Annotated in this window: 24 protein-coding genes; 13 read left to right on the top strand and 11 right to left on the bottom strand. The window is 69.5% G+C overall.

Translation table 11 applies throughout. The features are described from left to right. Positions 1-109: 109 nt before the first annotated feature. A complete protein-coding gene (locus tag ABZX67_RS00745) occupies positions 110-1,324 on the bottom strand; it encodes an MFS transporter (RefSeq protein ID WP_355352275.1) in 1,215 nt (404 codons plus the stop codon). A 140-nt stretch (positions 1,325-1,464) separates the two neighbouring features. On the opposite strand from ABZX67_RS00745, the gene ABZX67_RS00740 reads away from it, so the two are divergent. Together ABZX67_RS00740 and ABZX67_RS00735 are read left to right on the top strand one after the other, a co-directional pair. After that, a complete protein-coding gene (locus ABZX67_RS00740; RefSeq protein WP_355352272.1) occupies positions 1,465-1,932 on the top strand; it encodes a MarR family transcriptional regulator in 468 nt (155 codons plus the stop codon). 9 nt (positions 1,933-1,941) lie between these two features. Further along, positions 1,942-2,394 (top strand): GNAT family N-acetyltransferase, encoded by a 453-nt coding sequence (locus ABZX67_RS00735; protein WP_355352269.1) that lies wholly within the window; start codon positions 1,942-1,944, stop codon positions 2,392-2,394. Between the two features lie 49 nt (positions 2,395-2,443). Here the strand turns inward: ABZX67_RS00735 and ABZX67_RS00730 are convergent, their stop codons facing one another. Continuing rightward, positions 2,444-3,820, bottom strand: a complete 1,377-nt coding sequence (locus ABZX67_RS00730) for a serine hydrolase domain-containing protein (protein ID WP_355352266.1) — start codon at positions 3,818-3,820, stop codon at positions 2,444-2,446. A 108-nt stretch (positions 3,821-3,928) separates the two neighbouring features. Next, positions 3,929-4,969, bottom strand: coding sequence for a hypothetical protein (locus ABZX67_RS00725; RefSeq protein WP_355352263.1), 1,041 nt, complete (start codon positions 4,967-4,969; stop codon positions 3,929-3,931). 141 nt (positions 4,970-5,110) lie between these two features. Between ABZX67_RS00725 and ABZX67_RS00720 the strand changes: the two genes are divergently transcribed. From ABZX67_RS00720 to ABZX67_RS00710, 3 genes are all read left to right on the top strand, one after another. Further along, complete coding sequence (locus ABZX67_RS00720) at positions 5,111-5,836, top strand: dienelactone hydrolase family protein (RefSeq protein WP_355352260.1); 726 nt, start codon at positions 5,111-5,113, stop codon at positions 5,834-5,836. Positions 5,837-5,909: 73 nt separating this feature from the next. Then, a complete protein-coding gene (locus ABZX67_RS00715) occupies positions 5,910-6,581 on the top strand; it encodes a HEAT repeat domain-containing protein (RefSeq protein ID WP_355352257.1) in 672 nt (223 codons plus the stop codon). Between the two features lie 3 nt (positions 6,582-6,584). Further along, positions 6,585-7,589, top strand: coding sequence for a MerR family transcriptional regulator (locus tag ABZX67_RS00710; RefSeq protein WP_355352254.1), 1,005 nt, complete (start codon positions 6,585-6,587; stop codon positions 7,587-7,589). A gap of 13 nt (positions 7,590-7,602) precedes the next feature. Here the strand turns inward: ABZX67_RS00710 and dnaB are convergent, their stop codons facing one another. Continuing rightward, the gene (gene dnaB / locus ABZX67_RS00705) at positions 7,603-9,093 is read right to left on the bottom strand and encodes a replicative DNA helicase (RefSeq protein ID WP_355352251.1); all 1,491 of its coding nucleotides are present in this window, start codon (positions 9,091-9,093) and stop codon (positions 7,603-7,605) included. A gap of 423 nt (positions 9,094-9,516) precedes the next feature. Here dnaB and ABZX67_RS00700 point away from each other — a divergent pair, with 423 nt between their 5' ends. After that, entirely contained in the window at positions 9,517-10,854 is a 1,338-nt protein-coding gene (locus tag ABZX67_RS00700; protein ID WP_355352249.1) for an MATE family efflux transporter, read from the top strand. A gap of 110 nt (positions 10,855-10,964) precedes the next feature. On the opposite strand, the gene rplI is transcribed toward ABZX67_RS00700, so the two are convergent. From rplI to rpsF, 4 genes are all read right to left on the bottom strand, one after another. Then, positions 10,965-11,411 carry a 50S ribosomal protein L9 gene (rplI, locus tag ABZX67_RS00695; RefSeq protein WP_355352246.1) on the bottom strand — a complete coding sequence of 149 codons (447 nt, stop codon included), beginning with the start codon at positions 11,409-11,411 and terminating at the stop codon, positions 10,965-10,967. Positions 11,412-11,429: 18 nt separating this feature from the next. Further along, positions 11,430-11,666 (bottom strand): 30S ribosomal protein S18, encoded by a 237-nt coding sequence (gene rpsR, locus ABZX67_RS00690; protein WP_005315025.1) that lies wholly within the window; start codon positions 11,664-11,666, stop codon positions 11,430-11,432. A 77-nt stretch (positions 11,667-11,743) separates the two neighbouring features. After that, a complete protein-coding gene (locus ABZX67_RS00685; protein ID WP_355352243.1) occupies positions 11,744-12,322 on the bottom strand; it encodes a single-stranded DNA-binding protein in 579 nt (192 codons plus the stop codon). A 71-nt stretch (positions 12,323-12,393) separates the two neighbouring features. Beyond that, positions 12,394-12,684: a 30S ribosomal protein S6 gene (rpsF, locus tag ABZX67_RS00680; RefSeq protein WP_003956532.1), complete on the bottom strand. Its 291-nt coding sequence runs from the start codon at positions 12,682-12,684 to the stop codon at positions 12,394-12,396. A 270-nt stretch (positions 12,685-12,954) separates the two neighbouring features. On the opposite strand from rpsF, the gene ABZX67_RS00675 reads away from it, so the two are divergent. The 3 genes from ABZX67_RS00675 to ABZX67_RS00665 all read left to right on the top strand — a co-directional run bounded on the left by ABZX67_RS00675 (position 12,955) and on the right by ABZX67_RS00665 (position 15,604). Further along, complete coding sequence (locus ABZX67_RS00675; RefSeq protein WP_355352240.1) at positions 12,955-13,269, top strand: hypothetical protein; 315 nt, start codon at positions 12,955-12,957, stop codon at positions 13,267-13,269. 112 nt (positions 13,270-13,381) lie between these two features. Then, positions 13,382-14,500, top strand: a complete 1,119-nt coding sequence (locus ABZX67_RS00670) for a peptidoglycan bridge formation glycyltransferase FemA/FemB family protein (RefSeq protein WP_355352237.1) — start codon at positions 13,382-13,384, stop codon at positions 14,498-14,500. A gap of 72 nt (positions 14,501-14,572) precedes the next feature. Beyond that, positions 14,573-15,604, top strand: coding sequence for an alanine racemase (locus ABZX67_RS00665; protein WP_355352234.1), 1,032 nt, complete (start codon positions 14,573-14,575; stop codon positions 15,602-15,604). Positions 15,605-15,652: 48 nt separating this feature from the next. On the opposite strand, the gene ABZX67_RS00660 is transcribed toward ABZX67_RS00665, so the two are convergent. Further along, positions 15,653-17,161 (bottom strand): glycosyltransferase 87 family protein, encoded by a 1,509-nt coding sequence (locus tag ABZX67_RS00660; protein ID WP_355352231.1) that lies wholly within the window; start codon positions 17,159-17,161, stop codon positions 15,653-15,655. 202 nt (positions 17,162-17,363) lie between these two features. Further along, a complete protein-coding gene (locus tag ABZX67_RS00655; protein WP_355352228.1) occupies positions 17,364-19,754 on the bottom strand; it encodes a transglycosylase domain-containing protein in 2,391 nt (796 codons plus the stop codon). Positions 19,755-19,778: 24 nt separating this feature from the next. On the opposite strand from ABZX67_RS00655, the gene ABZX67_RS00650 reads away from it, so the two are divergent. The 4 genes from ABZX67_RS00650 to ABZX67_RS00635 all read left to right on the top strand — a co-directional run bounded on the left by ABZX67_RS00650 (position 19,779) and on the right by ABZX67_RS00635 (position 23,668). After that, entirely contained in the window at positions 19,779-19,940 is a 162-nt protein-coding gene (locus ABZX67_RS00650) for a hypothetical protein (RefSeq protein ID WP_355352225.1), read from the top strand. 509 nt (positions 19,941-20,449) lie between these two features. After that, positions 20,450-21,142 (top strand): helix-turn-helix transcriptional regulator, encoded by a 693-nt coding sequence (locus ABZX67_RS00645; RefSeq protein ID WP_355352222.1) that lies wholly within the window; start codon positions 20,450-20,452, stop codon positions 21,140-21,142. 50 nt (positions 21,143-21,192) lie between these two features. Next, positions 21,193-22,275: an inositol-3-phosphate synthase gene (locus ABZX67_RS00640; protein ID WP_355352219.1), complete on the top strand. Its 1,083-nt coding sequence runs from the start codon at positions 21,193-21,195 to the stop codon at positions 22,273-22,275. A 106-nt stretch (positions 22,276-22,381) separates the two neighbouring features. Next, positions 22,382-23,668, top strand: a complete 1,287-nt coding sequence (locus tag ABZX67_RS00635; RefSeq protein WP_355352216.1) for an MFS transporter — start codon at positions 22,382-22,384, stop codon at positions 23,666-23,668. 82 nt (positions 23,669-23,750) lie between these two features. Here the strand turns inward: ABZX67_RS00635 and ABZX67_RS00630 are convergent, their stop codons facing one another. Continuing rightward, entirely contained in the window at positions 23,751-25,232 is a 1,482-nt protein-coding gene (locus ABZX67_RS00630; protein WP_355352213.1) for a CCA tRNA nucleotidyltransferase, read from the bottom strand. Positions 25,233-25,321 lie beyond the last annotated feature (89 nt).

Genomic DNA, 25,321 nt, shown 5'->3' with positions numbered 1-25,321 from the left:
GGGGCGGACAAGGGCGATGTTTCACGTGAAACCTCGCTCACATGCGCGTCTCCCGGCCTGGGTGGCACCCGGGCCGGGAGGACGGAGGTGAAGGAACCCGACCGACGCCTCAGACGGCCGCGGTCTCGGCGGCCGACTCCGGGCTCGTGGCACCGGCGACGACCCGGCTCGCGCGGTGACCGGCCCGGCGCTCCAAGGCGCTGGACAGGACGGCCAGAGCGAGGGCGGAGGCGGCGAGCACGGCACCGACCCAGTTCGGAGCGGTGAAGCCGAAGCCGGCGGCGATCACGATGCCGCCGAGCCAGGCGGAGAGCGCGTTGCCGAGGTTGAAGGCGCCGATGTTGACGGCGGAGGCGAGGGTGGGCGCGCCGGAAGCCTGGTCCAGGACCCTCTTCTGCAGCGGCGGTACGGTCGCGAATCCGAGGGCGCCGATCAGGAAGATCGTGACCGCGGCGGCGATCCGGTGGTGCGCGGTCACAGTGAAGACGGCGAGCACCAGGGCGAGGGCGCCCAGCGACCCGTACAGCAGCGGCATGAGCGCGCGGTCGGCCAGCTTGCCGCCGACCAGGTTGCCGCCGACCATGCCCAGGCCGAAGAGGACGAGCAGCCAGGTGACGGAGGACTCCGCGAAACCGGCGGCCTCGGTCATCATCGGCGTGATGTAGGTGATCGCGGCGAAGACGCCACCGAAGCCGAGCACGGTCATCGCCATGGCGAGCAGCACCTGCACGTTGCGGAATGCGGCGAGCTCATGACGCAGCCGCACGCCTTCGGGCTTGGGCTGCTCGGGCACCAGCTTGGCGACGCCCAGCAGGCCGAGCACGCCGAGGGCGGCGACGACGAAGAAGGTCGCGCGCCAGCCGACCGTCTGGCCGATGAACGTGCCGGCCGGCACACCGACGACATTGGCCACGGTCAGACCGGTGAACATCATCGCGATCGCGCCGGCCTTCCGCTCCGGGGCGACCAAATCGGCCGCGACGACGGAGCCGATGCCGAAGAAGGCGCCGTGGGCGAGGGAGGCGACGACCCGGCCAAGGAGCATCAGGCCGAAGGCGGGGGCGATGGCGGACAGCACATTGCCGACGATGAAGAGCCCCATCAGCAGCATGAGCATGCGCTTGCGGGAGACCCGGGTGCCCAGGACGGTCATCACCGGGGCACCGAGGACGACGCCGAGGGCGTAGCCGGTGACGAGGTAACCGGCCGTGGGGATCGACACTCCGTAGTCACCAGCGACCTGGGGCAGGAGTCCCATGATCACAAACTCGGTGGTTCCGATACCGAACGCCCCGATGGCCAGGGCGAGGAGCGCTAGCGGCATGGGTTCTGCCTTCCAGACGATTGCGTGTGCGCCTTACGAGCGTCGACAATAATTGCAGACGCTGGTTAATTGCAAGCGCGGGCTATTGCAGACGTCGTCTATCCTGGTGGCAAGCCGCTCCGGGACGGAGGAGAGACCCCATGACAGCGACAGACCCGGCCCTCACCGCGCTCTCGCAGGGCTGGTGCGCCCTCTCCCTGTTGCACGGGAAGATCGAGGCACATATCGAGCGGGCACTCGAGGGGCAGCACGGCCTGAGCGTGCGCGAGTACTCCCTGCTCGACGTCCTCAGCCGCCAGCACAACGGCCCGGGCGGCCACCTGCAGATGAAGCAGGTGGCCGACGCCGTCGTACTGAGCCAGAGCGCGACCACCCGCCTGGTCACCCGCCTCGAGGACCGAGGCCTGCTCACGCGCTATCTGTGTGACACCGACCGGCGGGGCATCTACACGGATGTCACACCGGCCGGCCTGGCCCTCCTCGAGAAGGCCCGACCCACCAACGACGCCGCCCTGCGCGAGGCGCTCGACGAGGCCGCGAAGAACCCCGACCTCGCCCCCCTGGTCAAGGCGGTGGAGGAGCTGCACGCCCCCGCCTCCCTGGCCTAGCGTGCGCCCATGAGCGTTCTCGACATCAGGCCGGCCCGTTCCACCGATCTCCCCGCGATCGTGGCGATGCTCGCCGACGACCCGCTGGGAGCCGAGCGCGAGTCGCCGGACGACCTCTCCCCGTACACAACCGCCTTCGAGCGCCTTGCCGCCGACCCCCACCAGCACCTCGTCGTCGCCCTACGCGACGGCCGCGTGGTCGGCACCCTGCAACTGACGATCGTCCCGGGGCTCTCTCGGCGGGGCTCCACCCGTTCGATCATCGAGGGCGTACGGATCCACGCCGACGAACGGGGCAGCGGTCTCGGCACCCAGCTCATCGAATGGGCCGTGGCGGAATCCCGGCGCCAGAACTGCCGGCTGGTCCAGCTCACCTCAGACGCCTCTCGCACCGACGCCCACCGCTTCTACGAGCGGCTCGGCTTCGAAGCCTCCCACGTCGGCTTCAAGATGGCCCTCTAGAAAGTCCCGCCCTCATGTTTCACGTGAAACATGAGGGCAGGGCGGGCCTTCACAGGCCGCGCCAGCCACCCTCGTCCACCCCGCCCGGCACCGCGTCACCCGCCTCGTACGGCTCCCGCGTGAACACGAACGACCCGAGGTCGAGATGGCTCACCGAGCCGTCCTCGCGCCGCACCACCCGCAGTGTCTCCCCCGCGTAGTAGCCGTCGAGACCGATCCAGGTGGAATCACTCTCCGCCCGGAAGCGCGACGCACGTCCCTGGCCCCGCAGAGGGCGCAGCTCCACTCCCCGTCCGGCCACCACAGCGAGGCCGTAGGCGTACGTCCCCCAGTACCAGGGGCCGGTCAGCTCAAGCAGCTCCGGGGCGATGTCGGGCAGCGGGCGCCACGGCTCGGGGAGGCGCGGCTCGGCGTCCGCCACGATCCGTACGAGATCGGCGGCGACGGCGCCGGGAACCGGCCCGGAGGTGGCGTTCGCGAGCACCACGGCGGCCAGCCCGTCCTCCACGCTCATCCACAGCCCGGCGAGGAACCCCGGCAGTGAACCGCTGTGCCCGACGAGCGTGCGGCCGTCCCTGCGGCCCAACTGCAGTCCGAGGCCGTAGCCGCTGTCCCAGTCGCCGGTCTCCGGCGGCGCGGCGGGCGTCCGCATCTCGCGCACCGTCTCCGCACGCAGCACACGGTCGTCGCCCTCGGCGAGAAAGGCCGCGAACCGGCAGAGGTCACCGGCCGTCGACCAGAGCTGGCCGGCCGGCGCCATCAGCCCGAGGTCCTCAGCCGGTTCCGGCAGCATGACGTCGGCCCACGGGTGCACCGCCCAGCCGCCCGCGTGCGGCGCGACAGGCTGCGTGCTCGTACGGAGGAGCCCCAGCGGCTCCAGGATCTCCCTCCGCAGCACCTCTTCCCACGACACCCCGCGCACCGCCTCCACCAGTGAACCGAGCAGCGTGTAGCCGGTGTTGGAGTAGTGGTGCCGACGGCCGGACGGGTGCAGGAGCGGGCGCTCGCCGAGTACATCGGCGAGCTCCGGCCGCAGCGCCCCCGGCGTCCGCTCCCACCAGGGCGCGGGGGACTCGGCAGCGAGGCCGGCCGTGTGACCGAGGAGCTGAGCGATCGTCACCTCGCCCACCCCCGTGCCGGGCAGGTGCTTCTCCAGCGGGTCCGCCAGATCGAGGAGCCCCTCGTCCCGCAGTCTCATCACCAGCACGGCCGTGAACGTCTTGGTGATGGAGCCGATGCGGTACTGCGTATCGGCGTCCGGCGCATGCCCGTCCACACAGCTGCGCGCGCCCGTCCACACCACCTCTCCGTCCCGGACGACGGCGCCGACGAGGGACGGCGTGCGCCCCTCGGCCTGCGCTGTGGCGACCCGGTGCAGAAGGGCGCGTTCGGTGCTGGGCAACAGTGCTTCGAAGGTTGAGGTCATGCCCCAGGTGTATCGGCCGGGGACGTCGGGCGTCGACCGGCTTTCCGGAGGGGCGTGATCCGACGTGAGGGGAGCCGTGACCGGGCGTTCCGGCCTCCGCCGGACCGCTCAGCTCTCCCAGTCCTCGTCGTCGCCGCCGCGCATGGTGCGCCATGCCTTGACGTTGTGCAGCGCCGTTCGCGCCAACTGGGCGTACTGCACCGGGCACTCCCACAGCTCGCGGGCCGAGAGCTCGGCGGGCACGGGGGTGTCCGGGTGGTCGTCCGGCGCGTACAAGTGGACGACCGCGCGGTACCGCGACTGCACGTTGGAGTCCGCGGTGGACCAGGGGTGTTGCGGGTGTCCGCAGGTGGCGTCCACGTCGATGGTGGCGAGTGCGGCGGCCACGTCACGCGCGTAGGAGGGCGGCAGGCCTTCATACGTCTGGGCGATGCCCATCCACAAGCACAGGAACAGGCCGATCCGGTCCTCATCCCGGACCTGCCCTGAGAGCCAGCGGCGGGCGCACCACAAGGCGACCGGGCCCGTGTTGTTCTCCCAGCTGCGACTGATCGCCTCCTGCATGGCGACGACGTCGACGCCGCCGTCGTCCCGGACGAACCGTGCGTCCAGATAGGAGACGTCGATGTCGCCGAAGCGCTCCTGGTGAGCCTCGCGCATGTGGTGCACACCCTCGTCGATGAGGTCCGCGAGGAAGCCTTCGCAGTCGAACGCCGCCATCTCCTCGTCAGCGAGACCGTAGTCCTCGGCGAACGCGGCCCGGCCGGCCTCGGTCAGCATGCTCGCCCCGGCCTCGACCTCGTACTCCGAGTCCAGGTCCACGGGGTGGGCGCCCGCGGGGCAGGTGCAGGAGGACCGGTCCAGCTCGGCACGGAACGCGTCCAGGACCTGTATGTACGACGCGAACAGCGACTTGCTGAAGACGCGCGCGGAGGCATACCAGCAGGTGGCATGGAGGAGGATCGTGTACCCGGTCCGCTCCCGGCGGCCCTCCGGGGTGCCGCTGCCGCCGACCGCTTCCGCCGCATCGGAGACAAGGACGGCGAGGGTCGCTTCCGGGTCCCCATAGGGGTAGTCGCTGACGATCCCGGACAGGTCCGAGATCAGCTCGCGGTGGTCGGCCGGCAGTGTGGGCGTCGCTTCAGTCACATCCGTAACCGACGATCACCCTGTGCGGAGCGGTTCCGGTGCGAGAGCGGATGCTGCGGGAGAGCGGCTGCCGCACCCCGCTGTTCCGCCGACGGTGAAGACCGGCCCGGCCGTGCTCGGCCCTCACTACAGTCCCACCGCATGACGGTCACCACACGCACGGTCGAATACCCCGCCGACGGCCTCACGATGGTCGGGCACCTCGCACTCCCCGCCGGTATCGACCGCCGGCCCGCGGTGCTGCTCGGACCAGAGGGCATGGGGCTCAGCGACGTCGAGCGCCACCGAGCCGACGCCCTCGCCGAGCTGGGATACATAGCGCTGGCCTTCGACCTTCACGGAGGGCGCTATTTGGGCGACCCCGAGGAGATGCTGGCCCGTTGCATACCGCTGCTCGCTGATCCCGACCGGATGCGGGGCATCGGCCATGCGGCGCTCGACGTGCTGCGCGCCGAACCGCGGACCGACCCCGACCGGATCGCCGCCATCGGCTACGGCACCGGGGGCGCCGTCGGGCTGGAACTCGGGCGCGGCGGCGTCAACCTGCGCGCGATCGGGACAGTCAACGCACTGACCACGGGCCGACCGGGGGAGGCAGCGCGCATTCGCTGCCCGGTGTGGGCCGGGGTCGGGTCGGAAGACCTGATCATGCCGCCCGCGCAACGGAACGCGTTCACCGCCGAGATGCAGGCCGCGGGCGTCGACTGGCGCCTCGCGGTCTACGGCGGCGCCTTGCACGCCTTCCACCACCCGCCGGTCGACCATCCCACGGTCCCCGGCGTCGGCCACCACCCACAGCACGCCCAGCGAGCCTGGCGCGACATCGTCGGCCTGCTCGCCGAGTGCCTTCCCGTAAGCGGTGACTGACACCCCGCAGCGGGCGGCGCTTGACCTTGACACGGTGGCAAGGCCTTCACTGCGTGCCGAGGAGGTGGTCTCGATGGCGATCACACGACGGGAGACGGATGCGACACAGGCGCTCCAGGGGTTGGAGGACGCTCGCTCGTCCGTGCGCCTGCGGACTGCTCTGGCGGTCGGCACGACGCCTGACCCGCGGTTCGTCGACAAGCTCGTCGAGCGATGCGCGACCGAGCCGGAGTTCTTCGTCCGCGACATGCTGACCTGGGCGCTCGCCCGCCACCCGGTGTCCCTCACGCTTCCCCGGCTGGTCGGCGAAGTCCGCTCGGAGCGGGCGCAGGCACGGAGCCAGGCGCTGCACACGCTGTCCAAGATCGGGGATCGGCGGGCGTGGCCGGCGATCACCCGGGCGGTGCTGTCCGACTCCGACGACGAGGTGGCACGGAGCGCCTGGCGGGCCGCGGTCGTGCTCGTACCGGAAGGCGAGGAGGCCGGCTTGGCCACGGTACTGGCGACGCAGCTCGGGCGCGGCGAGCGGGAGACGCAGCTGAGTCTCAGCCGGGCGCTGGTCGCGCTGGGAGAGGTGATGGTGCCGACTCTGCTCGCCGCGACGACCGCCCCCGACCCGCGGGTACGCGTGCACGCGCTCGCCACCCAGCGGCTGCTGCGCGACCCGGACACCGGATTCGAGTTCGCGATCGAGGAGGCTAAGCGCGTCGTGGCCCTCGGCGGGTCAGGCCAGGAGGGACTGTAGGACGTGTTGATCGGTGAGGTGGCGCGACGGTCCGGGGTCAGTGCCCGCATGCTCCGGCACTACGAGTCGCTCGGTCTCGTGCGTCCTTCGGGGCGTACCGGCTCCGGCTATCGGGAGTACTCCGGGGAAGACATCCAGCGGATCTTCCACATCGAGACCCTGCGGTCGCTGGGTCTGTCCCTACGGGAGATCGGGCGCGCGTTCGATGATCCCGGCTTCGCGCCCTCTGCGCTCGTGGACCACCTCATCCGTCAGACGCGCGCCCGCATCGCCGCGGAGACCGAGCTGCTCACGCGGCTGCGCCGGATCGATGCCGCGGACCCCGCCGGCTGGGAGGACGTCCTCCAGGTCGTCGCGCTCCTCCAGGCGCTGAAGTCGAAGAGCGCCAACGCCCGTCAGCGCGCGGCTCTCGCCTCGGTCGACGCGGTTCCGGTGCCGACCGAGGCCCTGGTCGAGGCGGCCCTGGCCGAGACGGAGCCGAACGTCGCCGGGGCCCTTCGCTGGGCGCTCGCGCGGTCTGGCGACGGCGGCTCGGCACTGCTGGCCGAGGGCCTCGGTTCACCGGTGGCCGCGGTGCGGGAGCGTGCCGTCCGGGCCCTCGCCGAGATGCCAGGGGGCGAGGCGACCGCGCACCTGCGGGACGCCCTCGCGCACCCCGACGCCGTGGTGCGCGGGTGTGCCGCGTTGGCGCTCGGGCCACGTGGTGCGGCCGATGCGGTCCCGACGCTCGTCGACATGATCGTGGAGGGAAGGAACGACGGCGATGCGGTCGATGCCCTGAGCGTGCTGGCGAGCGACACGGCGACGGCGGACCGGATCGCGACGAGACTCCTCGACCGCCTCGCCCAGGGCGCCACCGGCGCGCCTGCACGCGGACGGCTGACCCAGGCGCTGGCGGGCATTCCCGGGACACGGGCGTCACATGCCCTCGCGGAGCTCTCGCGCGATGTGGACCGCTACGTCGCGCTGACTGCGGCGTACCTTCTCCAGCTACGCGCCGCGGGCTAGCGGAGCCCTCCGATCACGTCTGGGCCATGTCCACGAAGCGGGAGTAGTGGCCCTGGAAGGCCACCGTGATCGTCGCCGTCGGGCCGTTACGGTGCTTGGCCACGATCAGGTCCGCCTCGCCCGCGCGGGGCGACTCCTTCTCGTAGGCGTCCTCGCGGTGCAGCAGGATGACCATGTCCGCGTCCTGCTCGATCGAGCCGGACTCACGGAGGTCCGAGACCATCGGCTTCTTGTCCGTACGCTGCTCGGGGCCACGGTTCAGCTGGGAGAGGGCGATGACCGGGAGCTCGAGCTCCTTCGCCAGCAGCTTCAGGTTTCGCGACATGTCCGAGACCTCCTGCTGGCGGCTCTCGGCGCGCTTGGAGCCGCCCGACTGCATCAGCTGGAGGTAGTCGATGACGACGAGCTTCAGATTGTTGCGCTGCTTCAGGCGGCGGCACTTCGCCCGGATCTCCATCATCGACAGGTTCGGCGAGTCGTCGATGTAGAGCGGCGCCTGGGAGACGTCCGGCATGCGGCGTGCCAGGCGGGTCCAGTCCTCGTCCGTCATCGTGCCGGAGCGCATGTGGTGCAGCGCCACGCGCGCCTCCGCCGACAGCAGACGCATGGCGATCTCGTTGCGGCCCATTTCGAGCGAGAAGATCACGCTCGGCAGGTTGTGCTTGATCGAGCACGCGCGGGCGAAGTCGAGCGCGAGCGTCGACTTACCCATGGCGGGACGGGCCGCGATAACGATCATCTGGCCGGGGTGGAGGCCGTTCGTCAGGGCGTCGAAGTCGGTAAAGCCGGTGGGCACACCGGTCATCTCTCCGCTGCGTGAGCCGATCGCCTCGATCTCGTCGAGCGCCCCCTCCATGATGTCGCCGAGGGGGAGGTAGTCCTCGCTGGTGCGCTGCTCGGTGACGGCGTAGATCTCCGCCTGGGCCTGGTTGACGATCTCGTCGACGTCCCCGTCGGCCGCGTATCCCATCTGCGTGATCTTCGTGCCCGCCTGCACGAGGCGGCGCAGCACCGCGCGCTCGTGGACGATCTCCGCGTAGTACGACGCGTTGGCCGCGGTCGGGACCGACTGGACCAGCGTGTGGAGATAGGGGGCGCCGCCGACACGGTTGATCTCGCCGCGCTTGGTCAGCTCGGCGCCGACCGTAATGGGGTCGGCGGGCTCGCCCTTGGCGTACAGGTCGAGGATCGCGGTGTAGATGGTCTCGTGGGCCGGCTTGTAGAAGTCCTGGCCCTTGATGATCTCCACGACGTCCGCGATGGCGTCCTTGGAGAGCAGCATGCCGCCGAGCACCGACTGCTCGGCGTCCAGGTCCTGCGGCGGCACCCGCTCGAAGCCACCGGCACCGCCGTCCCACGGGCCGCCTTCGCTGCCGCGCTCGTGCTGCTCCTCACGACTCCGGGCGCGGCCGCGGGCATCGCTGCCGCGCTGGCGGGTGACGGGCAGACGGTCACCGGGACCGGCGTCGGCCCAGGGGTCGTCCAAGGGCTCGGGGATGTTCACCGGCCCACCTCCTCCCGTCCGCTCCGCGGACCTCGCCGTGCCACTCTTTCTACGGCACGGCACTGACAAAACGAGGCGCTCGACTCCGCTTTTCGCGTGGCGAGCGCCGGACCACGTTAGGCCCGCGGGCACCGTCAGCCAATCTGGTTATCCACAGGGCCTGTGGGTGAAGAGCCAGATGCTGTGGAGAACTCCACGGAACCTGTGCACGGAGCGGGGGACAGCCGTGTGGACAAACTCATAGCCCCGCCGCAACACCGCCTCTGACCTGGCCTTTTTCCATCCACCGGCTGTGGGGGAGAAAAACTTTCCCGACGCCGACAAGATCAGAACAAACGGCCCACAGCCGAGGCGCCCGCCCAGCCAGAGGTAAGGATCACTAAGCCGTTGCATCTCTTACCTGTGGACGATTAGATTGAACCCATGACCCAGGCCCCCGCGCCATCCCGAAGCGCCCGCCGCCGGCACGACCGCGAGATCATCGCGCTCGCCGTTCCCGCGTTCGGAGCCCTCGTCGCGGAACCGCTCTTCCTGATGGTCGACAGCGCCATCGTCGGCCACCTCGGCACGCCCCAGCTCGCCGGCCTCGGCATCGCGGCGGCCCTCCTGGCCACCGCCGTGAGCGCCTTCGTCTTCCTCGCGTACGCCACCACGGCCGCCGTCGCCCGCCGCGTCGGCGCCGGAGACCTCCCGGCCGCCATCCGCCAGGGCATGGACGGCATCTGGCTCGCGCTGATCCTGGGCATCGCCGTCATCGCCGTCACCCTGCCGATGGCACCCGGGCTCGTCGACGTCTTCGGCGCCTCCGACACCGCGGCTCCGTACGCGGTCACCTATCTGCGCATCTCCAGCCTCGGCATACCGGCCATGCTCGTGGTGCTGGCCGCCACCGGCGTCCTGCGCGGCCTCCAGGACACCCGGACGCCCCTGTACGTGGCCATCGCCGGCTTCGCCGCCAACGCGGTCCTCAACGCGGCCCTGGTCTACGGTGCCGGCCTCGGCATCGCGGGCTCCGCCTGGGGCACGGTGATCGCCCAGTGCGGCATGGCCGCCGCCTATCTCGTCGTCGTCGTACGCGGAGCACGCCGCCACGGCGCCTCCTTGCGGCCCGACACCGCCGGCATACGCGCCAGCGCTCAGGCCGGAGTCCCGCTCCTGGTCCGTACGCTGTCGCTGCGCGCGATCCTGATGATCGCCACGGTCGTCGCGGCACGCCTCGGCGACGCGGAGGTCGCCGCTCACCAGATCATCCTCTCCCTGTGGAGCCTGACGGCCTTCGCGCTGGACGCGATCGCCATCGCCGGGCAGGCGATCATAGGGCGCTACCTCGGCGCCGGCGACACCGAAGGGGCCCGCCAGGTGTGCCGGCGCATGGTGCAGTGGGGCATCGCCTCCGGCCTGGTCCTCGGCGCTCTGATCGTGCTGGCGCGGCCGCTGTTCATCCCGTTGTTCACGGGCGACGACACCGTGCAGGACACGCTGCTGCCCGCGCTGCTCGTGGTGGCGCTGTCCCAGCCGGTCTCCGGGGTGGTCTTCATCCTCGACGGCGTCCTCATGGGCGCGGGCGACGGACCCTACCTGGCAGGGGCGATGGTGCTGACGCTGGCCGTCTTCGCACCGGTCGCCCTGCTGGTCCCCGTCCTGGGGGGCGGGCTGACCACGCTGTGGTGGGCGATGGCGCTGATGATGACCGTCCGCATGCTCACGCTCTGGCTGCGGGCCCGCTCGGGGCGCTGGCTGGTCACCGGCGCCACCCGCTGAACCATCGCGAGGGCTGTCCACGGAAAAGCATGTTTCACGTGAAACACGACAGAAGGGCCGCACCCGGCTGGGTGCGGCCCTTCTGCACTGCTGAACGCTGAACGCGACGCTTAGGCGGCGACGATCTCCACGTTGAGCTTCGCGACGACCTCGGCGTGCAGACGCACGGAGACCTGGTGCGAGCCCAGCGTCTTGATCGGCGAGCCGAGCTCGACACGGCGCTTGTCCACGTCCGGGCCACCGGCGGCCTTGATCGCCGAGGCGATGTCAGCCGGAGTCACGGAGCCGAAGAGACGACCGGAGTCACCGGCGCGCACGGCGTGACGCACCTGGACGCCCTCGAGCCGGGCCTTGACCTCGTTGGCCTGCTCGATGGTCGCGATCTCGTGGATCTTGCGGGCGCGGCGGATCTGCGCCACGTCCTTCTCGCCACCCTTGGTCCAGCGGATCGCGAAACCACGCGGGACCAGGTAGTTGCGAGCGTAGCCGTCCTTGACCTCGACGACATCGCCGGCGGTGCCGAGGCCGGAAACCTCGTGCTTGAGGATGATCTTCATGATTCGGTCACCCTCTCCTTAGCGCGCGGTGGACGTGTAGGGCAGCAGCGCCATCTCACGGCTGTTCTTGACGGCCGTGGCGACGTCACGCTGGTGCTGCGTGCAGTTGCCGGTCACGCGGCGGGCACGGATCTTGCCGCGGTCGGAAATGAACTTCCGCAGCATGTTCGTGTCCTTGTAGTCCACGTAAGCGGTCTTGTCCTTGCAGAATGCGCAGACCTTCTTCTTCGGCTTGCGCACAGGCGGCTTCGCCATGATGTATCTCCTGTGTGATCAAGAAGTTGTGGTGCGAGCCATGGCCCGTGAAGGCCTGACCCCAAAGGCCCTGAGGCCTAGAAGGGGGGCTCGTCCGAGTAGCCGCCGCCGGAGCTTCCGCCCCAGCCGCCTCCGCCGCCACCGGCACCCTGCTGGCCGCCACCGGCCGGCGCGCTGGTCGCCCAGGGATCGTCGGCGGGAGCGCCGCCACCCTGCTGGCCACCAGCCGGGGCTCCGCCCCAGTTGCCGCCGCCCTGCTGGCCACCGCCGTAGCCGCCCTGGCCACCGCGACCGGTGGTCTTGGTGACCTTGGCCGTGGCGTTCTTGAGACTGGGGCCGACTTCCTCGACGTCCAGCTCGAAGACCGTGCGCTTGACGCCCTCGCGGTCCTCGTAGGACCGCTGCTTCAGCCGGCCCTGCACGACGACGCGCATGCCGCGCTGGAGCGACTCGGCGACGTTCTCCGCCGCCTGGCGCCAGACCGAGCAGGTCAGGAAGAGGCTTTCGCCGTCCTTCCACTCATTGGTCTGGCGATCGAAGGTGCGGGGAGTGGACGCGACACGGAACTTCGCGACCGCCGCACCGGACGGGGTGAAGCGCAGCTCGGGGTCGTCGACAAGATTGCCGACGACCGTGATGACGGTCTCGCCTGCCATGGGGAACCTCTCGGCGGGATTGCTTCTGGCTGCTTGCTGCTACTCGAACCCGACGACCTCTGAGCGGAAGCTCAGTGGGTCTCGGGACGGAGGACCTTGGTCCGGAGGACCGACTCGTTCAGGTTCATCTGGCGGTCGAGCTCCTTGACGACCGCAGGCTCGGCCTGCAGGTCGATGACCGAGTAGATGCCCTCGGGCTTCTTCTTGATCTCGTAAGCGAGACGACGACGGCCCCAGGTGTCGACCTTCTCCACCTTTCCGTTGCCCTCACGGACGACGGAGAGGAAGTTCTCGATCAGGGGGGCGACAGCGCGCTCCTCCAGATCGGGGTCGAGGATGACCATCACCTCGTAGTGACGCATGTGGAACCCACCTCCTTTGGACTCAGCGGCCACGGTCGTTCCGTGGCAGGAGGGTCGTGATGCGTAGCAACGCTATCCGCCGCCACTGACAATCGCCCTCAGTGAGTGAGAGCTCGTGATCAGGGCATGGGCAGACACCGCCGCAGACCGTACAGAGTACCCGCACAGCGGCTTCCGGTTGAAATCCCGTGGTGAGGGGACGCAATCTGTACACATCGGGTGCGTGCGGCGCTACGATGCGCCGCCTTCGGCACAGCCAGGAGGTACCTCATGGCTCAGGCATTTCACCGTCATCCCTCCTCGTCCCTCCTCGCCACGGACGGCAAGCCCCATCCGGTCCAGGACACGCTGATGGTCGTGACCCTGGTCCTGGGCGCTCTCGCCTTCATCACCGCGCAGTTCCACGGCCTCCACCTGGTGAGCTCCTGGGCGGGGCTGGTGGGCATCCTCACCGGCGCCTACGGCCAGTACATCTCCGAGACGACGCGTGAACGGACGCTGCTGATCATCGGTCTGGGAGCGTCGGCGGTCGGCTTCTTCCTCGGCATGGCGCACGGAGGCCTGTTCGGCGGTGTCCTCGGCTAGGGCCTGATCGAACCTCCAGCAATACGGGGCGCTCCCCGGTGCCAGTAGGCTTCGGCGCGAGAGCCGGAGCCCCTGATCCCATGGGGACACACCTGCCGAGGAGCGCCCCGCAATGAGCCTGACCATGAGGACCATCAGCCGTGAGCAGCATCTGGCGTACATCCAGAGCCTGCCGGCGGCGAGTCACTGCCAGGTCCCGGCGTGGGCGGATGTGAAGACGGAGTGGCGCTCGGAGAACCTGGGCTGGTTCGACGCCAGCGGTCAGCTCGTCGGTGCCGGCCTGGTGCTGTACCGCCAGCTCCCGAAGATCAAGCGGTACCTCGCGTACCTCCCCGAGGGCCCGGTGATCAACTGGTACGCGCCGAACCTCGACGACTGGCTGCAGCCGATGCTGGCGCACCTGAAGCACCAGGGCGCCTTCTCGGTGAAGATGGGCCCGCCGGTCGTCATCCGCCGCTGGGACGCGGCCGCGATCAAGTCCGGCATCCAGGACCCGGACGTCAAGCGCCTGCGCGACGTCGAGGCCACCCACATCGAGCCGCGCGCCTTCGAGGTGTCGGACCGGCTCCGCAAGATGGGCTGGCAGCAGGGCGAGGACGGCGGCGCCGGCTTCGGTGACGTACAGCCCCGCTACGTCTTCCAGGTCCCGCTGGCGAACCGTTCGCTCGACGACGTCCTCAAGGGCTTCAACCAGCTGTGGCGGCGCAACATCAAGAAGGCCGAGAAGGCCGGCGTCGAGGTCGTCCAGGGCGGTTACCAGGACCTGGAGGAGTGGCAGCGGCTGTACGAGATCACCGCCGTCCGCGACCGCTTCCGCCCGCGGCCGCTCTCCTACTTCCAGCGCATGTGGACCGTCCTCAACAACGAGGACCCCAACCGCATGCGGCTGTACTTCGCCCGCCACAACGGCGTGAACCTGTCGGCCGCGACCATGCTCGTCGTCGGCGGGCACGTCTGGTACTCCTACGGCGCGTCCGACAACATCGGCCGTGAGTTCCGGCCCTCGAACGCGATGCAATGGCGCATGCTGCGCGACGCGTACGCGATGGGCGCGACCGTCTACGACCTGCGCGGCATCTCCGACTCGCTCGACGAGACCGACCACCTCTTCGGCCTGATCCAGTTCAAGGTGGGCACGGGCGGCGAGGCCGTCGAGTACATCGGTGAATGGGACTTCCCGCTGAACAAGCTGCTGCACAAGGCGCTCGACATCTACATGTCGCGCCGCTGAGGCTTGCGTAATCTCGTAAGCCTCGTACACACCTTTGATTCACCGCAGCCACAGAAAGGTTCCGGGCCGGCCATGGCGCTCTCCCTCTACGTCGACACCGCTCGCTGGCGGGCGCACCAGAAGACTGTGATCGACCAGTTCCCAGGTCTGGTCCCGGTCTGCAAGGGCAACGGCTACGGCTTCGGTCACGAGCGGCTGTCGGACGAGGCGTCCCGCTTCGGCGCCGACATGCTCGCCGTGGGCACGACGTACGAGGCGGCGCGCATCAAGGACTGGTTCGGCGGTGACCTGCTGGTCCTGACGCCGTTCCGGCGCGGTGAGGAGCCGGTGCCGCTGCCGGACCGGGTGGTCCGGTCGGTGTCGTCGGTGGACGGCGTGCACGCGCTGGTCGGCGCCCGGGTCGTCATCGAGTGCATGAGCTCGATGAAGCGGCACGGCATCGGCGAGCACGAGCTGGGCCAGCTGCAGAGCGCCATCGAGGACGTACGCCTGGAGGGCTTCGCGCTGCACCTCCCGCTGGACCGCACGGACGGCACCGACGCCGTCGAGGAGGTCATCGGCTGGATGGACCGGCTGCGCGCGGCCCGGCTGCCGCTGCACACCATGTTCGTCAGCCACCTGAAGGCCGAGGAGCAGGCACGACTCCAGCAGCAGTTCCCGCAGACCCGCTTCCGGGCGCGGATCGGTACGCGGCTGTGGCTCGGGGACCACGAGGCGACGCAGTACCGGGGCGCCGTCCTGGACGTGACGCGCGTGTCGAAGGGCGACCGCTTCGGCTACCGGCAGCAGAAGGCGGCGTCGGACGGCTGGCTGGTCGTCGTCGCGGGCGGTACGTCGCACGGGGTGGGCCTGGAGGCTCCCAAAGCGATGCACGGCGTGATGCCGCGCGCCAAGGGCGTGGCCCGCGCCGGCCTGGCGACGGTCAACCGCAACCTCTCGCCGTTCGTCTGGGCGGGCAAGCAGCGCTGGTTCGCGGAGCCGCCGCACATGCAGGTGTCGATCCTGTTCGTGCCGTCCGACGCGCAGGAGCCGAAGGTCGGCGACGAGCTGGTGGCCCACCTGCGGCACACCACCACCCAGTTCGACCGCCTGGTCGACCGCTAGCCGTCCTGGTTGCCCTCGCGTCCGGGCGTGACCGCCCGGGCCGGGGGCTCAGTCCCGTACGGCATGCCGCCGTACGTCCCGCCCCACGCCCCACTCCACGCGCGACCCCTCGACCGCGTGCGCCGCGTGCTGCGGCGGATGCGCACCGCGGCCCAGTGCGAAGACGTCCTCCGCGCCGTCCAGGACGCCCCCGGACGGGTCGTCGCTCCCGTCACGGCGTACCGCGTCCCGCTCCGGCAGCAGGATGTCGCGTACGACCATGGCGCACAGGAACAGCGTCCCGGCGAGATGCAGGATGATCGCGAACTGGTACCCCTCGGTCGGCAGCCCCTGCTTGTTGCCGCTGGTGGTGTACGCCAGGTACATCCAGATCCCGAGGAAGTACATGACCTCGCAGGCCTGCCAGATCAGGAAGTCCCGCCAGCGCGGGCGGGCGAGGGCGGCGAGCGGGATCAGCCACAGCACGTACTGCGGCGAGTAGACCTTGTTGGTGAGGACGAACGCCGCGACCACCAGGAACGCCAGCTGGGCGAAGCGCGGGCGGCGCGGCGCGGTGAGGGCCAGCGCTGCGATTCCGGCGCAGGCCAGCACCATCAGCAGGATCGCGTAGGTGTTGACCGCGTCGACGTCGATGTCCACGCCCGTGCGCTGCGTGATGATCAGCCAGAAGGACCCGAAGTCGATGCGCCGCTCTTGGCTGAAGGAGTAGAACTTCTTCCAGCCTTCGGGGGCCAGCAGCATCACCGGCAGGTTGACCACCAGCCAGGAGGCGGCCGTGCCCAGCAGGGCGGCCCCGAACTCCCGCCACTTCCAGGCTCGCCAGCACAACAGGAACAGGGGCCCGAGCAGGAGGAACGGGTAGAACTTGGCAGCCGTGGCGAGGCCGAGGAGCACCCCGCACGCGAGCGCCCGACCGCGTGACCACATCAGCATGGCCGCGGCGGTCAGGGCCACGGCGAGCAGATCCCAGTTGATGGTGGCGGTCAGCGCGAGCGCCGGTGCCAGGGCGACGAGCAGCGCGTCCCAGGGGCGGTGGCGGTGCGTGCGCGCGACGCAGACGGCGAGCACGGCGGCGCAGACCATCAGCATGCCGGCGTTGACCATCCAGTACGCCTGCTCGCGTGCCTGGACACCGTCTCCGAAGGGACTGGTGAGCCAGGCCGCGACCTGCATGAACAGCCCGGTCAGGATGGGGTACTCGAGGTACTCCATGTCGCCGCCGAGCCGGTCGAAGTAGGGGATCAGGCCGTCGGCGAACCCGCGCGCCAGGAACAGGTGCGGGATGTCGGAGTAACAGGCGTGGGTGTACTGCGAGCTGGTGCCCCGGAACCACGCCCAGTTGTAGCAGGGCAGCTTCTGGACCATGCCCAGCGCGAACATCCCGATCGCGACGAGCGCGACGACCCGCACGGGTGTGAGCGGACTGCTGCCGAACCGCGCCCAGCGGCCGAACGGCCCGCCGATCAGCTCGCTGCCGGCGGCCGCGACCTCGTCCCGCCGCGTCGGGGGCACGACGGGCCGGTCCTGGTGCACGTGCGTCTCCTGTGGGCTCGGCATGGGGACATCCTGCCGTACGCCTCTGTGGATCCGTGCGGCCTGTGGACAACCGCGAGCAACGGCGAGGGCCGCCGCACCCGCCCGCGTACGTCGTGTACGCGGCAGGCGCGGCGGCCCTCATCCGGCTCGTCCGGCTCGTGTTGCTGGTGCGGCGCGTGCTGCTTGTGTTGCTCGTATTGCTCGTCCGCGGGGCGGTCCGGCGCTAGCCGTCCACTCCGCCGAACCAGCCTCCTCCGTTGCCGTCACCGCCGTTGCCGTTGCCACCGTTGCCGTTTCCGCCGCCCCCGGTCGGCGGCGTCGGTGTGGGTGTCAGGCCTCCGGTGGTGCCCGCGTCGGCCGTTCCGCCCGTGTCCGTATCGCCGCCGCCGGTGTCCTCACCGCCACCGGTCTGGCCGCCGCCGTTCTCCCCCTTGCAGTCCCAGTCGAGCGGGCCGCAGGAGTCGGACGGCTTGGGGCTCTCGGACGGCATCGTCGCCGACGGGGACGCGGACGGCGTCTCCGAGGGGCTCTGCGACGGCGTCGGGGAGGGCGAGGGCTTCGGGCTCTCGGCACCGCCGCCCCACACCGGTTCGGCGCCCAGGTCCTCGGGCTCCGGGAACTTCATGACCTTCTCGCCCTTGAGCGCCTCGGACATGTACTTCTGCCAGATCTCGGACGGGAACGACGAACCGTGGATCTTCTTCTGACCACCGGTGCCGAACATCTTCAGGAACTCGCGGTTCTTGTTCGACGCGTTGTCGTCCATCCGGTACATGTCGATGGCGGTCGACAGCTGAGGCGTGTAGCCCACGAACCAGGCCGACCGGTTGCCGTCGGTGGTACCGGTCTTTCCGGCGACATGGCGGCCCGGGATGGCGGCGTTGTTACCGGTGCCGTCCGGGTGTTCCACGACGTCCCTCAGCACATCGGTGACATTGCTCGCGACGGCGGAGGAGAACTTCCTGGAGGCCTTGTCCTCGTGCTTGTAGACGGTGTGCCCGGCCTTCTTCACTTCCTTGACGGAGTAGGGCTCGCGCTGCTCGCCGTTGGCCGCGAAGGTCGCGTACGCACCCGCCATACGGATGGCGCTCGGGTCGGAGATACCGATCGAGAACGACGGCACGTTGCCCTTGGCGAGGCTCTCCGGCCGCAGGCCGGCGTCGATGGCCGCCTGCCGCACCTGCGGGATGCCGACGTCCATGCCGAGCTGCACGAAGGGCGAGTTGGCGGAGTGGATCATGGCCTTGCGGAGGTTGATGTCGCCGTAGCTCTGATCACCGTCGTTGACCTGCAGCCACTCCTTGCCCTCTTCGTTCTGCCAGACGGTGCCGTCGTAGTTCTTGATCTTGAGCTTGTTGTCACCGTTGTAGATCGCGGTGTCCGGGTCGATGATCCGGCGCTGGCTCTCGTCCTGCTCGGCCCCGAGTTCCGGGTTCCGGACGCCGTCGCGCATCGCCGCCGCCAGCACGAACGGCTTGAAGGTCGATCCGACCTGGGCACCGGTCTGGTCGGCGTTGTTGGTGAAGTGCTTGGTCGCGTCGGTGCCGCCGTAGATGGCGACGATCGCACCCGTCTTCGGGTCGACCGAAGCGCCGCCGAACTGGACGTGCGTGTCCGTGTCCGGGCGCTTCTTGGGGTCGATGTGCTTGTCGTGGACGCTCTTGACGGCCGTTTCGAGCTGCTTGACCTTCTCCTTGTCGAAGGTCGTGTAGATCTCGTAGCCGCCCTCGGCCAGCTTCTGCGCCGAGATGTTCTGCTCGTTGTTGTTGATGAAGTAGGCCTTGGCCAGGTCGACCAGGTAACCGGTCTGGCCGCCCAGCGTCGCGCTCTTCTTCGGCGGCTCGATCTTCGGCAGCTCGGTGTACTTGGCCCGCTCGGAGGCGTCGAGATGGTTGTCCTTGACCATCTCGTCGAGGATCCACTTCCACCGCTTGGTGGCGCGCTCGGTGTTGTCCTTCGCGTTCGCGGCCGGGTCGATCTCGGGGGCGCCGGCCGGGTCGTAGTACGTGGAGCCCTTCAGGAGCGTGGCGAGGAACGCGCACTGGCTGGCGTCCAGCTCGTTCGCGTTCTTGTTGAAGTACGTCCGGGCCGCGGCCTGGATCCCGTACGCCCCGCGGCCGTAGTACGAGGTGTTCAGGTAGCCCGCCATGATCTGGGGCTTTTCGACCTCGTTGCCGACCTTTATGGAGATGAACAGCTCCTTGGCCTTGCGGCTCAAGGTCTGCGACTGGTCGTTGAGCATGGCGTTCTTGACGTACTGCTGGGTGATGGTCGAGCCACCCTGCGTCTGCCCACCCATCGCCATGTTGACCACGGCGCGGCCGATGCCCCTCGGGTCGATACCCGAGTCGGTCCAGAAGGTCTTGTTCTCCGCCGAGATCACCGCGTTCCGCATGGCCTCGGGGATCTGGTCGTACGCGATGATCTGCCGGTTGATCTCACCACCGGTCGCGGCCATCTGCGTGCCGTCGGACCAGTAGTAGACGTTGTTCTGCGCCTTGGCGATCTTGTCCTCGTCGGGCAGATCGACCCACGCGTACGCGATCGTCGCAGCGCCCATCAGCGCTCCCGCGAACCCCAGGAACAGCCCCGCCACGAGCTTCCACGACGGCATCCAGCGGCGCCACCCGTACTTGTCGTGGCGGGGGTAGTCGATCAGGCGCTTCTTGCCGGGCTGCCCCCCGGCACCACGGCCTCCACGGCCGCCGCCCCCGCCGCGGCCCCGCCCGCCACCGCGCTGGGCGGCGCGGCGGGCTTCGGCACGGCCACCGTAAGGGGCCTCCGTACCGTACGCGTCTGAGGGGGACCCCGTACTGGCTCCCCGTGCTTGAGCCGCCCGGCGGCCTGAGGGCTGCTGGGCGGCTCGCCTGGCCGCGGCACGCCCGCCACCCTGTGGCTGCGGCGGTTTGCGACGGTGCTCGCTCATCGAACGACTACTCCTCGGGCAGGCGAGTACGCCTGGAAGCGGCAGTGAGTTCCGGTCCCCCCGAAATGACTACGGACCAGCCCTGGCTCGAGCTCATCCGCCATGCACAGAGTGCACTCAGGACGAGGACGCCCCCTGACGCCGCTTGGTTCCCGGTGCTGTGCATGCCGCACAGACTACGCACGGTCAAAACCCACCTAGAGGCGAAGTTCACCCCAAATCAGGCAACTCGTTTGCTGTGAATCGGTGATGTGACGCCGCTCACTATGGCCTCACTTGTCGTGAGGAGATCACCGTTCTATCGTCTGGATGTATCGAGTCGATACATCAGCACGGCATAAGCACCGGCTGAGCGCGCGTGACGGTGACGGAGGAGGCGACGCATGAGCAGGCGCTCCGGCATCCTCGAGTTCGCTGTTCTGGGCCTGCTCCGCGAGGCCCCGATGCACGGCTACGAACTCCGCAAGCGGCTCAACACCTCGCTGGGGATCTTCCGGGCGTTCAGTTACGGGACGCTTTACCCCTGCCTCAAGACGCTGGTCGCAAACGGCTGGCTGGTCGAGGAGCCGGGCAGCGCGCCCGAGGACGCGCTCGCCGCCTCACTGGCGGGGCGCCGGGCGAAGATCGTCTACCGGCTGACGGCCGAAGGTAAGGAGCACTTCGAGGAGCTCCTCTCCCACACCGGCCCGGACGCGTGGGAGGACGAGCACTTCGCGGCGCGCTTCGCCTTCTTCGGGCAGACCGAGCGCGAGGTGCGGATGCGCGTGCTGGAGGGGCGCCGCAGCCGCCTGGAGGAGCGCCTGGAGAAGATGCGTGCCTCCCTGGCCCGGACGCGGGAGCGCCTGGACGACTACACGCTTGAGCTCCAGCGCCACGGCATGGAGTCCGTGGAGCGCGAAGTGCGCTGGCTGAACGAGCTCATCGAGAGCGAGCGGGCGGGGCGGGATCAGAGACGATCCGGCTCGCAGGCCCCGGGGGACGCCGCTCAGCAGGACAACACATCTGGAGAGACGGGCGGCCTGCCCCGGCACGGGGGCAGCACCCGGCCGGATCCGTCCGACGACACCGCCAAGTGAGGCCCTGCGACCCCGCAGGGCTTCGAAGATCAACACAGGGAGCAACCGGAATGGGTTCGGTTCGCGTAGCCATCGTCGGCGTGGGCAACTGCGCCGCCTCGCTGGTGCAGGGCGTCGAGTACTACAAGGACGCCGACCCGGCGGGCAAGGTGCCGGGTCTCATGCACGTCCAGTTCGGCGACTACCACGTCGGGGACGTCGAGTTCGTGGCCGCCTTCGACGTCGACGCGAAGAAGGTCGGCCTGGACCTCGCGGACGCCATCGGCGCCAGCGAGAACAACACCATCAAGATCTGCGACGTGCCGTCGACGGGCGTGACCGTCCAGCGCGGCCACACCCTGGACGGCCTGGGCAAGTACTACCGCCAGACCATCGAGGAGTCCTCCGAGGCGCCGGTCGACATCGTCCAGGTCCTCAAGGACAAGCAGGTCGACGTGCTCGTCTGCTACCTGCCGGTGGGTTCCGAGGAAGCCGCGAAGTTCTACGCCCAGTGCGCCATCGACGCCAAGGTCGCCTTCGTCAACGCCCTCCCGGTCTTCATCGCCGGCACCAAGGAGTGGGCGGACAAGTTCACCGAGGCCGGCGTCCCGATCGTCGGTGACGACATCAAGTCGCAGGTCGGCGCCACCATCACGCACCGCGTCATGGCGAAGCTGTTCGAGGACCGCGGTGTCCGTCTCGAGCGCACCATGCAGCTGAACGTCGGCGGCAACATGGACTTCAAGAACATGCTCGAGCGTGACCGCCTTGAGTCCAAGAAGATCTCCAAGACGCAGGCCGTCACCTCCCAGATCCCCGACCGTGACCTCGGTGACAACAACGTCCACATCGGCCCGTCGGACTACGTGGCCTGGCTGGACGACCGCAAGTGGGCGTACGTCCGCCTCGAGGGCCGTGCCTTCGGTGACGTCCCGCTGAACCTGGAGTACAAGCTCGAGGTCTGGGACTCCCCGAACTCCGCGGGTGTCATCATCGACGCCCTGCGCGCCGCGAAGATCGCCAAGGACCGGGGCATCGGTGGCCCGATCCTCTCCGCGTCCTCGTACTTCATGAAGTCCCCGCCGGTCCAGTACTTCGACGACGAGGCCTACGAGAACGTCGAGAAGTTCATCCGTGGCGAGGTCGAGCGCTAAGCCGCAGCCGAGCGCTGAGCGGCGCGAACGCGTGAGCGGCACCCGCTCTGACGAAGGTCCCCGTGGCATCTGCCCGGGGGCCTTCGCCGTATGTGACCCTTGGGCCATGCCTGTCGTACGTGATCTGCGCGTACTCCTCCGCTTCGCGGACTTCCGCCGCCTGCTCGCCGTACGACTGCTCTCCCAGTGCGCCGATGGCGTCTACCAGGTCGCCCTCGCCACCTACGTCGTCTTCTCGCCCGAGAAGCAGACCTCGCCCGCGGCGATCGCCTCCGCCATGGCGGTCCTGCTGCTGCCCTACTCGCTCGTCGGCCCGTTCGCCGGTGTCCTGCTCGACCGCTGGCGCCGCCGCCAGGTCCTGCTGTACGGAAACCTGCTGCGCGCGCTGCTCGCCGGCGGGACCGCGTTCCTGGTCCTCGCCTCCGTGCCTGACTGGCTCTTCTACGCCTCGGCCCTCTCGGTCACCGCCGTCAACCGCTTCGTCCTGGCCGGGCTGTCCGCCTCGCTGCCCCGGGTCGTCGACGCGGAACGGCTCGTGGTGGCCAACTCCCTGTCGCCCACCGCCGGAACCCTGGCCGCGACCGCGGGTGGTGGCCTCGCCTTCGCCGTACGGCTGCTCATCGCCGACTCCGACGCCGCGGTGGTCGTACTGGGCGCGCTGCTCTACCTGTCCGCGGCGCTCGCTTCCCTGCGCATGGGACGCGGCCTGCTCGGGCCTGACCCCGATGTGGTGCAGCCGCGGCTCGGGGCGGCGCTCGCCTCGACCGTCCGGGGCTTGGCGAGCGGGCTGCGCCATCTGGCGGAGCGACGGGACGCGGCACGGGCGCTGGCCGCGATGACCGTCATGCGCTTCTGCTACGGCGCGCTGACGGTGATGGTGCTCATGCTGTGCCGGTACGCCTGGGCCGCGACCGAGAAGGAAGGGCTCACCCTGCTGGGGCTGGCCATCGGGATCTCGGGCGCAGGGTTCTTCGCCGCCGCGGTCTGCACCCCGTGGGCGGTCGGGCGGCTGGGCCAGTACGGCTGGATGGCGGTGTGCGCGGGATCGGCCGCGGTGCTGGAGCCTGCGCTGGCGCTGCCCTTCACGCTGGCACCGATGCTGATCGCCGCCTTCGTGCTGGGGCTCACCACACAAGGGACGAAGATCGCCACGGACACGGTGGTCCAGAAGGCGGTGGACGACGCGTACCGGGGGCGCGTCTTCTCCCTCTATGACGTGCTTTTCAACGTCGCCTTCGTCGGCGCCGCGGGCATGGCCGCGCTGATGCTGCCACCCGACGGCCGCTCGGCCGCGCTGGTCATCATGGTCGCCGCGCTGTACGCGGGCCTCGCCGTCCTGCTGCTGCGCTGGAAGGCATCGGGGCCGCGCGCCAGCGCCTCCGTCACCCCATGAGCGAGGGCGATGTTTCACGTGAAACATCGCCCTCGGCTTCCGGTCGCGGCTGCCACGTTTCACGTGAAACATGGCGGTGCGGTCACGTACGAGCGCTCTGGTCCTGCGTTGCCCACCACTCCTTGAGCGCAGCAACGGCGGCGTCGTACTCCATCGGGCCGTTCTCGAGGCGCAGCTCCAGCAGAAACTTGTACGCCTGACCCACGGCAGGGCCCGGACGGATGCCCAGTACTTCCTGGATCTGGTTGCCGTCCAGGTCCGGCCGGATCGCGTCCAGCTCCTCCTGCTCCTGAAGCTTGGCGATGCGCTCTTCGAGCCCGTCGTACGCCCGGGAGAGAGCGGCCGCCTTGCGCTTGTTCCGTGTCGTGCAGTCAGAGCGGGTCAGCTTGTGCAGCCGGTTCAGCAGCGGCCCGGCATCGCGCACATAACGACGTACGGCCGAGTCGGTCCACTCGCCGGTCCCATAGCCGTGGAAGCGCAGATGGAGCTCCACCAGGCGCGCCACGTCCTTGACCATGTCGTTGGAGTACTTCAGCGCGGTCATGCGCTTCTTGACCATCTTCGCCCCGACCACCTCGTGGTGGTGGAACGAGACCCGTCCGTCCGGCTCGAAGCGCCGCGTGCGCGGCTTGCCGATGTCGTGCAGCAGCGCGGCCAGCCGCAGAACCAGGTCGGGGCCGTCCTCTTCGAGGTCGATGGCCTGCTCCAGCACGATCAGCGAGTGCTCGTAGACATCCTTGTGCCGGTGGTGCTCGTCGCTCTCCAGCCGCAGCGCGGGCAGCTCGGGCAGCACCCTGTCGGCGAGACTGGTCACAACGAGCAGGCCCAGGCCCTTGCGCGGGTGCGCGGAGACGATGAGCTTGTTGAGCTCGTCGCGCACACGCTCGGCGGAGACGATGTCGATCCGCTCCGCCATCTCCGTCATCGCGGTGATGACCTCGGGGGCCACCTCGAAGTCGAGCTGCGCGGCGAACCGCGCGGCGCGCATCATCCGCAGCGGGTCGTCCGAGAAGGACTCCTCCGGTGTGCCGGGTGTCCGTAGGACACGCTCGGAGAGGTCCTGGAGACCACCGTGGGGGTCGATGAACTCCTTCTCCGGCAGCGCGACGGCCATCGCGTTGACCGTGAAGTCGCGGCGCACGAGGTCGTCCTCGATGGAATCGCCGTACGCGACCTCAGGCTTGCGTGAGGTCCGGTCGTACGCCTCGGAGCGGTACGTCGTGATCTCGATCTGGAACTGCTGGACAGCGTCTCCGACGCGGGCGCTCTTCTGGGCCCCCACCGTGCCGAACGCGATGCCGACGTCCCAGACGGACTCCGCCCACGGCCGCACGATCTTCAGCACGTCCTGGGGGCGGGCGTCGGTGGTGAAGTCCAGGTCGTTGCCGAGCCGCCCGAGCAGCGCGTCCCGCACCGAGCCGCCGACGAGGGCGAGGCTGAACCCGGCCTCCTTGAAGCGGCGGGCGAGATCGTCGGCGACGGGGGACACGCGCAGTAGTTCACTGACCGCGCGGCGTTGCGCCTGGCTCAGGGCGGTCGGGTTCTCTTCGTTGGGGTTCGGCACAGCAGAAAAGGTTACGTGCCCGGGCCCGCCGGGGCGTCCTCGTTTCGGCCCGGCCGTGTGGAGCACTCCGCGGCACTTAGCCCCAGCCG

Source organism: Streptomyces sp. NPDC003036 (genome assembly GCF_040611175.1).
In the GTDB taxonomy this organism is placed as follows: Bacteria; Actinomycetota; Actinomycetes; order Streptomycetales; family Streptomycetaceae; genus Streptomyces.
The sequence above is the reverse complement of the archived record's forward strand: the minus strand, read 5'-3'. Positions and strand labels throughout refer to the sequence as shown.

What these genes read in the sequence shown, in the direction of transcription:
- ABZX67_RS00745 (WP_355352275.1), bottom strand. Translation starts at nt 1,324, where the DNA reads ATGCCGCTAGCGCTCCTCGCCCTGGCCATCGGGGCGTTCGGTATCGGA.
- ABZX67_RS00740 (WP_355352272.1), top strand. Translation starts at nt 1,465, where the DNA reads ATGACAGCGACAGACCCGGCCCTCACCGCGCTCTCGCAGGGCTGGTGC.
- ABZX67_RS00735 (WP_355352269.1), top strand. Translation starts at nt 1,942, where the DNA reads ATGAGCGTTCTCGACATCAGGCCGGCCCGTTCCACCGATCTCCCCGCG.
- ABZX67_RS00730 (WP_355352266.1), bottom strand. Translation starts at nt 3,820, where the DNA reads ATGACCTCAACCTTCGAAGCACTGTTGCCCAGCACCGAACGCGCCCTT.
- ABZX67_RS00720 (WP_355352260.1), top strand. Translation starts at nt 5,111, where the DNA reads ATGACGGTCACCACACGCACGGTCGAATACCCCGCCGACGGCCTCACG.
- ABZX67_RS00715 (WP_355352257.1), top strand. Translation starts at nt 5,910, where the DNA reads ATGGCGATCACACGACGGGAGACGGATGCGACACAGGCGCTCCAGGGG.
- ABZX67_RS00700 (WP_355352249.1), top strand. Translation starts at nt 9,517, where the DNA reads ATGACCCAGGCCCCCGCGCCATCCCGAAGCGCCCGCCGCCGGCACGAC.
- rplI (WP_355352246.1), bottom strand. Translation starts at nt 11,411, where the DNA reads ATGAAGATCATCCTCAAGCACGAGGTTTCCGGCCTCGGCACCGCCGGC.
- rpsR (WP_005315025.1), bottom strand. Translation starts at nt 11,666, where the DNA reads ATGGCGAAGCCGCCTGTGCGCAAGCCGAAGAAGAAGGTCTGCGCATTC.
- ABZX67_RS00685 (WP_355352243.1), bottom strand. Translation starts at nt 12,322, where the DNA reads ATGGCAGGCGAGACCGTCATCACGGTCGTCGGCAATCTTGTCGACGAC.
- rpsF (WP_003956532.1), bottom strand. Translation starts at nt 12,684, where the DNA reads ATGCGTCACTACGAGGTGATGGTCATCCTCGACCCCGATCTGGAGGAG.
- ABZX67_RS00675 (WP_355352240.1), top strand. Translation starts at nt 12,955, where the DNA reads ATGGCTCAGGCATTTCACCGTCATCCCTCCTCGTCCCTCCTCGCCACG.
- ABZX67_RS00670 (WP_355352237.1), top strand. Translation starts at nt 13,382, where the DNA reads ATGAGCCTGACCATGAGGACCATCAGCCGTGAGCAGCATCTGGCGTAC.
- ABZX67_RS00665 (WP_355352234.1), top strand. Translation starts at nt 14,573, where the DNA reads ATGGCGCTCTCCCTCTACGTCGACACCGCTCGCTGGCGGGCGCACCAG.
- ABZX67_RS00660 (WP_355352231.1), bottom strand. Translation starts at nt 17,161, where the DNA reads ATGCCGAGCCCACAGGAGACGCACGTGCACCAGGACCGGCCCGTCGTG.
- ABZX67_RS00655 (WP_355352228.1), bottom strand. Translation starts at nt 19,754, where the DNA reads ATGCCGTCGTGGAAGCTCGTGGCGGGGCTGTTCCTGGGGTTCGCGGGA.
- ABZX67_RS00645 (WP_355352222.1), top strand. Translation starts at nt 20,450, where the DNA reads ATGAGCAGGCGCTCCGGCATCCTCGAGTTCGCTGTTCTGGGCCTGCTC.
- ABZX67_RS00640 (WP_355352219.1), top strand. Translation starts at nt 21,193, where the DNA reads ATGGGTTCGGTTCGCGTAGCCATCGTCGGCGTGGGCAACTGCGCCGCC.
- ABZX67_RS00635 (WP_355352216.1), top strand. Translation starts at nt 22,382, where the DNA reads ATGCCTGTCGTACGTGATCTGCGCGTACTCCTCCGCTTCGCGGACTTC.